General features: G+C 67.8%; 7 protein-coding genes. 3 read left to right on the top strand and 4 right to left on the bottom strand.

The window, feature by feature from the left end; all coding sequences use genetic code 11:
• On the top strand, nucleotides 1-221 hold a 221-nt coding region (locus AC1VAN_RS04735; protein WP_480985360.1), incomplete at its 5' end, for an LpxL/LpxP family acyltransferase.
• A gap of 103 nt (nucleotides 222-324) precedes the next feature.
• Here the strand turns inward: AC1VAN_RS04735 and AC1VAN_RS04730 are convergent.
• The 4 genes from AC1VAN_RS04730 to AC1VAN_RS04715 form a co-directional block, all read right to left on the bottom strand.
• A complete protein-coding gene (locus tag AC1VAN_RS04730) occupies nucleotides 325-774 on the bottom strand; it encodes an REP-associated tyrosine transposase (RefSeq protein ID WP_025874132.1) in 450 nt (149 codons plus the stop codon).
• Nucleotides 775-1,189: 415 nt separating this feature from the next.
• Nucleotides 1,190-2,521, bottom strand: coding sequence for an O-antigen ligase family protein (locus AC1VAN_RS04725; RefSeq protein ID WP_032975439.1), 1,332 nt, complete (start codon nucleotides 2,519-2,521; stop codon nucleotides 1,190-1,192).
• Complete coding sequence (locus AC1VAN_RS04720) at nucleotides 2,502-3,617, bottom strand: glycosyltransferase (protein ID WP_480985359.1); 1,116 nt, start codon at nucleotides 3,615-3,617, stop codon at nucleotides 2,502-2,504. Before AC1VAN_RS04720 ends, AC1VAN_RS04725 begins: the two co-directional genes overlap by 20 nt.
• 15 nt (nucleotides 3,618-3,632) lie before the next feature.
• On the bottom strand, nucleotides 3,633-3,830 hold the full coding sequence (locus AC1VAN_RS04715; RefSeq protein WP_025874129.1) for a zinc-finger domain-containing protein: 198 nt from the start codon (nucleotides 3,828-3,830) through the stop codon (nucleotides 3,633-3,635).
• Nucleotides 3,831-4,266: 436 nt separating this feature from the next.
• Here AC1VAN_RS04715 and AC1VAN_RS04710 point away from each other — a divergent pair, with 436 nt between their 5' ends.
• The gene (locus AC1VAN_RS04710; protein WP_480985358.1) at nucleotides 4,267-7,611 is read left to right on the top strand and encodes a GH92 family glycosyl hydrolase; all 3,345 of its coding nucleotides are present in this window, start codon (nucleotides 4,267-4,269) and stop codon (nucleotides 7,609-7,611) included.
• Complete coding sequence (locus AC1VAN_RS04705; protein WP_313114509.1) at nucleotides 7,608-8,363, top strand: basic secretory protein-like protein; 756 nt, start codon at nucleotides 7,608-7,610, stop codon at nucleotides 8,361-8,363. Before AC1VAN_RS04710 ends, AC1VAN_RS04705 begins: the two co-directional genes overlap by 4 nt.
• Nucleotides 8,364-8,650: the final 287 nt, after the last annotated feature.

Below are 8,650 nucleotides of genomic sequence, written 5' to 3'. Positions count from 1 at the left end.
GTTGTGCGGTCATCCCCTACTTCCATCGCCGCGAAGGCGGGAAGTACTTCCTGAAGATCGGCGCGCCGCTGGAGAATTTCCCCAGCGAGGACGTCGAAGCCGATACCGCGCGGGTCAACCAGGCCATCGAGCAGATGGTGCGCGAGGCACCGGACCAGTACCTGTGGATCCATCGCCGCTTCAAGCGCCAGCCAGGCGGGCGCAGCGATTTCTACAAGTGACGTGAGATTTGGATGGCTCATCCACGCATGGCGTGGATCTACTGGGAATGCCGATCAGTAGATCCACGCCATGCGTGGATGTTCTCTCTTCCGATGCCGGAATCTACAACGGCCAACGACACCAGGCGTGAGGGTAGTCCCCCAGCCCACCAGCCAATCCGGCCCGCACCGGATTGCCCAGGATGTACATCGCGTTGTCATGAAGGGATTCATCGGTACGCACCGCATGGTCGTGATAGCCGTGCTGCCAGAGCGGCCCTTTTCGTCCCGATATCCGGTTCAGCTGCCGGCTGCTGCGTGATTTCARCAACGCCATGCACTGGGCCAGCGTTCCCTTCTGCAGCTCCATCAACCAGTGCAGGTGGTCGGGCATCACCACCCAGGCGAGGCTGTGGCTGATGCCGCTGCGTTCGACGAAGCGCAGCGCGTCCACCAGCACAGCGACATTGCCTGCGTCGGAGAAGAATGGCTCCCGGCCACGCGTTGTTGTGGTCAGGGAATAGACATTTCCCGTGCGGGAGTAGCGACCGTAGCGGAGTCTGGGGCTTGCCATGGGGACAGACTGCGGTTTGCCCGATCATCCTTGCATTGGCGGACCACCCTGCGGCCAGTCGGGAAAAGCCGCGACACCGGCCAATGTTCATGGGAAAGCCCATCCACGCATGGCGTGGATCTACTGCTCCCCCGCCAGACACGTCCCCGGAGATCCACGCCATGCGTGGATACGACCAGCCACCCCGCACAATCCAGTAAATCCAAGCCATGCGTGGATAGGCCCCAACCCGCACACGCAAGTAGATCCACGCCATGCGTGGATACGACCAGCCACCCCGCACAATCCAGTAGATCCACGCCATGCGTGGATAGGCCCCAACCCGCACAATCCAGTAGGTCCACGCCATGCGTGGATAGGACGTTCCCCAACCCCGCACAATCCAGTAGATCCACGCCCTGCGTGGATGCGGAGATTACCCGGCGCCCGGCTGATCGTCCGGTTCGCGCGCCAGCAACGTGCCGACGAACAGCGCGGCGAGCAGGACGGTCAAGCCGCCCCAGAACGCGGAATAGAACGCCAGGTGCGTATTGAGCGGGAACACGGTGACCGCCAGTGCCAGCATTGCCGGGCGTGCACGTTCGCGCGCCGGGGCCGGGGCGAAACGCCATGCCCGCCATGCCTGTGCCACCGCCGCCAGCCACAGCAGCAGCCCCAGCACACCTGTCTCAGCCAGGATCTCCAGCACGATCTGATGGGCGTGCAGCGCGGGCATGGTGCCCCACACCGCCGGTCCTTCATCCGCAACGCAGTGGGGATAGGCATCGCGGAAGCCGCGTGCACCGACACCATTGATCGGGTGTGCTTCGATCATGCAGGCCGCCGCACTCCAGATGCGGGTACGACCGGACAGTGCCTGCTCGACCCCATCCTCGCCACCGCCCCAGGCCATTGCCGTGCGCGCCACACGCTCACGCAGCTGCGGCACGCTGGCGGCCAGTACGCTCGCCGAGAGAATACCCACCAGCGCGAGCAGGCCCAGCCGCTTCCATCCCAGCTGGCGCACGCCGCTGTAGGCGACCACCAGGCCGAAGGTGATCCATGAGGCACGCGAGCCGGCCAGCAGCAGCACCACGCCCACCGCGGCGACGGCCAGCAACCAGCCCGCATTGCCGAAACGGCGCGCCACCGGCAACAACAGGAACGGCGAAAGACTGGCCAGCACCTGGCCGAATTTCAGGTTGCACGGCCCAAGCGCGCCGCTGAGACGGTCGGCCAGCGCGGCTTCTTCAGCCGGGCACAATGCGTGGCCGCTGATGGCCAGCTTGATCTGCTGCAGCGACCAGAACCAGGGGCTGGTGCCTGCCAGTGCCTGCACCAGCGCATCAAGCGTCCACAGGCCGGTGATCACCGCCAACCCACCCAGGGTCAGGCGCCGCCGCTGCGGGGTGGCCACGGCGATCGCCACCAGCCACATGAAAGGCAGATAGCGCAGCCCGGCCGCAGCCTTGGTCCACGACGCCGAAGGGTCCACGGCATCGAAGGCCGAGAACGCCTGCGGCAACCAGTAGCCGAGGAAAAGAATCGATGTCAGTGCCCACGCTGCCGGGCTCAGCAGATGAGGGCGATGCTGCACCCGGCGGATGACCATGCGTGCGGCGGCGTACAACGCCCCCAGGCCCAGCACTGTTTCGGCGATACCCGGCAGCGGCCACAACGCGACGTAGGCCAGCACCCACCAGGGTGCCCAGCGGCCGGCGCGCTCATCGCGCAGGGGCGGCGTGGCGTCAGCCAGCGAGGTCGGCATAAAGACGGAGGGTATCGCGCTGCATGGCCTGCAGGGTAAACGGGATACGGCCTGGCAGCGACGGCGGCTGTGCCAACAGGGCCAGCGCACGTTCACCCAGCAGCTGCGCATTGCCCAGCGGCACGGCGCCACTGGGTTGCAGCTGCTGCAGCAGTTCGCCGACCCCACCATGGTTCCAACCCAGCACCGGGCGGCCGACCGACAACGCTTCGACCACGGTGCGACCAAAGGCTTCCGGTTTGTCCGACAGCTGCAGCACCAGATCGCTGGCGGCGTACGCCTGGGCGATGCGCGCAGTCGGCGTGCTGATGTGCACCGCCCCGGTCACGCCCAGTGCGGCCGCCTGCCTGCGCAGCTCTGCCACATAGGCTTCCCGGCCAGGCTCGTCGGTGCCCAGCATCCACAACTGTGCCGGCACGCCTGCTGCACGGACATCGGCAAGCAGCTGCAACGCGTGGGCGTGCCCYTTCAGGCGSGTGCCGCGACCGGGCAGCAGCARCAGCGGTCCGTCGACCTGGGCCAGCCACGGGTAGTCGGCCGCCAGCGCCAGCCGGGGGCGCCGATCAGCGCGTGCCACGCGCGGGAACTGGCTGACATCCACCCCGCGCGGGATCACCTRCAGCCTGTCGTGCGGCACCGTCGGGTAATGCGTGTGTACGTAGTCGCGCACGCTGTTGGACACACAGATCACGCGTTCGCCGCTGGTCATCACCGCGCTGTAGCGGCTGGGCGAATTCAGCCCATGCACGGTAGTCACCCAATGCGGGCGTTGCGCCGGCTGCATCGCACGGATCGCGTACAGCCCCAGCCACGCCGGCAGGCGCGAACGGGCGTGGACGATGTCGGCGCCCACTTCGGTGAACAGGCGACGCAGGGTAGGCAGATGGCGCAGCGTCAGCAGCGACTTGCGGCCGATATCCAGGGTCAGGTGCTCGGCACCGCTGTCGAGCAGCGGCTGCACCAGGCGACCACCAGCGGACACCACCAGCGCGCGATGGCCGGCAGCGACCAGGGCCGCGGCGATTTCAAGGGTCGAGCGCTCGACACCGCCGGAGTGCAGCGCCGGCAGCAACTGCACCACGGTCAATCGGCGCATCGAGGGGGCAGCCGTTTAGTCGGCCAGCACGAACACGGCGCCGCAGTAAGCACACTGCGCTTGCCCGTTGGGTTCGTCTTCGATCGGCAGGTACACCCGCGGATGCGAGTTCCACAGCGCCATTTCCGGGGTCGGGCAGCTCAGCGGCAGATCGCTGCGGTGCACGGTGTAGCGCTTTTCGGCGTTGGCGGGCGCGGTGGCGGTATGGCTCATGGCGGATGTCGATGAACGGATTGCGAGGCCTGCGATTCTAGCATCTGGGCCCGGCAAACACCGTGCGCGGCGTGGCCGCTGCGCGCGGCGGCCCGCTTGCAGCCTTCGCCGGTGCAGCCACGTGCGACCGCCCTGCCCCTCCCGCGCTGCCGTTGCCCTGCCCCATCGGCGGGAAATCCCAGGCAGGCCAGTCAGTTCCGCGCGGAATCGGCCGTCGTTCGAATTTCCCGCATTTGGATCGAACTAAATGGCACTTGTCAGGGCGCTGCCGGCTGTTGCAGCATCGGCAGCGATCCATTCCTGACCCGATCGCATGGCCCGTCCCCCACCGGACCTGCATCGCCTCCCGACTGCCCTGCGGCGGAAGGGGCGATGCTGTCCGTGGTGTTCGCCGATGCGGGTTCTGCCTGCCGCCTGCCCTACCGGGAGACCCTGCATGACCCTGTCCGATCCGCGCCGCGCCCTGCTTCCGCTCGCCCTGGCCCTGGCCTGTGCGACCACTGCGACGCCGGTGCTGGCGCAAGGGCTGCAGACCTCCTTCGAGCCGGGCGAACCGGCACCGGCCAGGTCCGATGGCACCTTGTCCGTCGACGTCGGCAGCGGCCCCGGCGCGCCGTACGCGGCCAAGCGCAACGTCGGCTACAGCGGCCTGCATGCGTTGCACTACAGCACCAGTGGCGGCCAGGCACGCCGCGAACTGTTCAAGACCGATCTGCCCATCGACACCGACACCACGCTGTCCTGGCTGGTACTGCCGGAGATCGTCGGCAAGGACACCGTGGCCTCCACCTATGTCTCGCTGGACCTGCTGCTGGACGATGGCAGCCGCGTCTCCGCCAGCGGCGCGCGCGACCAGCACGGCGTAGCGCTGGGCGCACGGGCGCAGGGCGATTCGAAGACGTTGTACCCGCAGCAGTGGGCGCGCAAGGCGGTCAGGCTGGGCGACATGCCGGCGCTGAAGGGCCGCCGCGTGCTGGCCATCGAGCTCGAGGTGGCCAGCGCCAATGGCGCGCCTGTGTCGGGCTGGATCGACGACGTGCGCCTGGACGTGCAGCCACGGCAGGCGCCGCAGCGCGTCTCCGACTGGGTACTGACCACGCGCGGAACCCAGGCCAACGGCACCTTCTCGCGCGGCAACAACTTCCCGGCCACTGCGGTACCGCACGGCTTCAACTTCTGGACGCCGGTGACCGATGCCAGCGCACTGAACTGGCTGTACCGCTGGAACGAGCAGAACGATGCGAAGAACCGGCCGCAGCTGCAGGCGTTGGCGCTGAGCCACCAGCCCAGCCCGTGGATGGGCGACCRCCAGACCTTCCAGGTGATGCCCTCCGCCACGCGCGGTGTGCCCGAAGCGGACCGCAGCAAGCGGGCGTTGTCCTTCGACCGCACGCAGGAAAACGCGCGCCCGTACCGCTACGACGTGCGYTTCGACAACGGCATCGCCGCGTCSATCGCSCCCACCGACCATGCCGCGYTGTTCCGCTTCGAGTTTCCCGAAGGTGGCGACGCCAACCTGCTGTTCGACAACGTCGATGCCCGCGGCGGACTCACCCTCGATGCCGCCACGCAGACGTTGACCGGCTACACCGATACCCGCAGCGGCCTGTCCAACGGCGCCACCCGCATGTACGTGGTCGCCAGCTTCGACAGGCCGTGGCGCAGCAGCGGCCAGATCGGCACCGGCCGCCCGACCGGCTACATCAAGTTCGACCCAGGCAGCGAGCGCCGGGTGACGATGCGCATCGCCACCTCGTTGATCTCCGTCGAGCAGGCGCGGCACAACCTGGCACTGGAAATCGCCGCCGCCGATACGCTGGAAAGCGTGGCCGGACGCGCACAGGATGCGTGGGATGCGCGCCTGGCCCGTTTCGACATCGGCAATGCCAGTGACGACCAGAAGACCACGCTGTACTCCAGCCTGTACCGGCTGTACCTGTACCCCAATTCCGGCCACGAGAATGTGGGCACCGCCGCCGCGCCCGAGTGGCGCTATGCCAGCCAGGCCAGCGCCGCCGATGACAACACCGACGGCAGCGCGACGCGCAGCTTCGCACCGGTGCGCGACGGCAAGGTCTTCGTCAACAACGGCTTCTGGGACACGTTCCGCACCACCTGGCCGGCGTATGCGCTGTTCACCCCGGATGATGCCGGGCAGCTGGTACAGGGTTTCATCGAGCAGTACCGCGCCGGTGGCTGGGTCGCGCGCTGGTCCTCGCCGGGCTACGCGGACCTGATGGTCGGCACCAGCTCGGACGTCGCCTTCGCCGATGCGTGGCTGAAGGGCATCGGTGGCTTCGATCCGGAAGAGGCCTACGCCGCAGCGCTGAAGAACGCCACCGTGGTGCCACCGGACCGCCACGTCGGCCGCAAGGGCATGGATCGTTCGACGTTCCGCGGCTATGCCAGCGCCGACGTGCATGAAGGCATGTCGTGGACGATGGAAGGTGCACTCAACGATTTCGGCATCGCCAACATGGCCGATGCCCTGGCCAAGCGCGCGACGACACCGTCCGCACGCGAACGCTACGCCACCGAGGCCGACTATTTCCGCCACCGCGCCGGCAGCTACGCGACGTTGTTCGATCCGGCCGCCGGCTTCTTCCAGGGCCGCAGGCCCGATGGCAGTTGGCGCCTGCAGGCCAAGGACTACGACCCGCGCGTGTGGGGCCACGACTACACCGAGTCCAATGGCTGGACGTTCGCCTTCACCGCCGCGCACGATGGCGAAGGCCTGGCCGCGCTGTACGGTGGCCGCGACAAGCTGGCCGCCAAGCTCGATACCTTCTTCGCCACCCCGGAAACCGCCGACGCCGCATTCGCCGGCTCCTACGGCGGCACCATCCATGAGATGACCGAAGCGCGCGACGTGCGCATGGGCATGTACGCGCACAGCAACCAGCCGGCACACCACATCCCGTGGATGTACCTGTATGCCGGGCAGCCGTGGAAGACCCAGCAGCATGTGCGCGAGATCCTGTCGCGGCTGTATGTCGGCAGCGAGATCGGCCAGGGCTATCCGGGCGAYGAGGACAACGGCGAGACCTCGGCGTGGTACGTGCTGGCYTCGCTGGGCCTGTAYCCGCTGCGCATGGGYGCGCCSGARTACGYGATYGGYTCGCCGGCGTTCCAGCATGCGCGCGTCGAGCTGCAGGGCGGCGCGGTGTTGACCGTCAATGCACCGCAGAATTCGCCGGAGAACGTGTACGTGCAGTCGCTGAAGATCAACGGCAAGCCGTGGAGCAAAACCTGGGTGCCGCACGAAGTGATCGCCAAGGGTGCAACCCTGGACTTCGTGATGGGCCCGCAGCCGTCACGCTGGGGCAGCGGCGTGGATGATGTACCGCGCTCGCTGACCGCCCGCGGCCAGCGCCCGCAGTTGCTGCACGATCTGCTCGGCAACGGCGCGCAGGCGGCACTGGCTGATGGCCGCGCCCTGCCCGCGCTGATCGACGACGATGCCAACACGGCCGTGCCGCTGGGCGGCGGCGTGACCATCGCACTGAGCCACGTGGGCGATGGCGTACCGACGATGTACACGCTGACCAGCGGTGACGGCACGATCCGTGGCGGTGAGTGGACGCTGGAAGCGCGTGCCGGCAACGGGCGCTGGGTAACGCTGGACCAGCGACGCGGCGAAGATTTCACCTCGGCGCGGCAGACCCGCCCGTTCCGTATCGCCTCGCCCTCACGCTACGCCGAGTACCGTCTGCGCCTGGCTGCGCCGGGGCGCCTGCAGCTGGCCGAGATCGAACTGTTGGCGCCCTCCCCCCTACAATGACGTCCATGCGCCTACGTTTGCTCCCCCTCGCTCTTGCCGCCCTTGTATTTCCCAGCCTCAGCCACGCACAACCGCAGACCCAGGCCTTCGATGGCCAGGTCAGCCGTGACGGGGTGACCCTGTACTACCAGGATGCCACCGGCGCGCTGGCCGCGCCGGTGCGCAAGCGCATCATCGATACGTTCTACTTTGCTTACCTGCGCGAGCGTGCGGACTTCCGCCCGGCCGCGCCGAACGAAGTGCGCATCGTGATCGATCCGGCGTACAACGGCGTCGCCTTCGTCGGCGACAAGGACAAGGCCAGCACCATCACCATCAATCCGGGCTGGCTGGTCCAGCACCCGGATGACATCGATCTGGTCACCCACGAAGCGATGCACATCGTGCAGGGCTACCCCAGCTACGGCGACAAGCGCGTGCCGGGCTGGCTGGTGGAGGGCATCGCCGACTACGCCCGCGATCGCTACGGCATGAACAACGCCGCTGCCGGCTGGGCGTTGCCGGACAAGCTGAGCCAGGGCCAGACGGTGGAAAGCGGCTACCGGGTGACCGGTGCCTTCCTGAAGTGGGCCGAAGCGGCGCACCCGGGACTGGTGCTGGCACTGGACAAGGATCTGCGCGACGGGCGCTATGCACCGGCGCTGTGGCAGAAGCACACCGGCAAGCCCCTGCCGGCGCTGTGGGCGGAGTATGCCAAGCCGCGCTCCCCGGCCCCTGCGCCGCCGCCCGCGCGACGCGCGAAGCGGCGGTAAGTTCGATGTTGCCGGGGCGATGCCCCGGCCTTCAACGCGACTGCACGAAACCGGCGTACAGCGCGAACAGCTGCTGGAAATACCGCTTGCTCACTCGACTGCGCATGACATTGCTCCGCCCATGGAAAGTTGGTCGGGCCCAGGGTGGGAAGGCCGGTCCGGTCCCTTCCCACGGCCAGGCCGCGTGGGCGTATTGGGCCGCAGCAAGGTTGCAGGGCGATTACCGGGCGGCTGCAGTTCTCCGGTAGCGCCGGGCCATGCCCGGCGGAACATGCCCGGCGGAACAC

It is taken from the genome of Stenotrophomonas sp. 05L44_2, from assembly GCF_056665995.1.
The sequence above is the reverse complement of the archived record's forward strand: the minus strand, read 5'-3'. Positions and strand labels throughout refer to the sequence as shown.

What these genes read in the sequence shown, in the direction of transcription:
- AC1VAN_RS04725 (WP_032975439.1), bottom strand. Translation starts at nt 2,521, where the DNA reads ATGCCGACCTCGCTGGCTGACGCCACGCCGCCCCTGCGCGATGAGCGC.
- AC1VAN_RS04715 (WP_025874129.1), bottom strand. Translation starts at nt 3,830, where the DNA reads ATGAGCCATACCGCCACCGCGCCCGCCAACGCCGAAAAGCGCTACACC.
- AC1VAN_RS04705 (WP_313114509.1), top strand. Translation starts at nt 7,608, where the DNA reads ATGACGTCCATGCGCCTACGTTTGCTCCCCCTCGCTCTTGCCGCCCTT.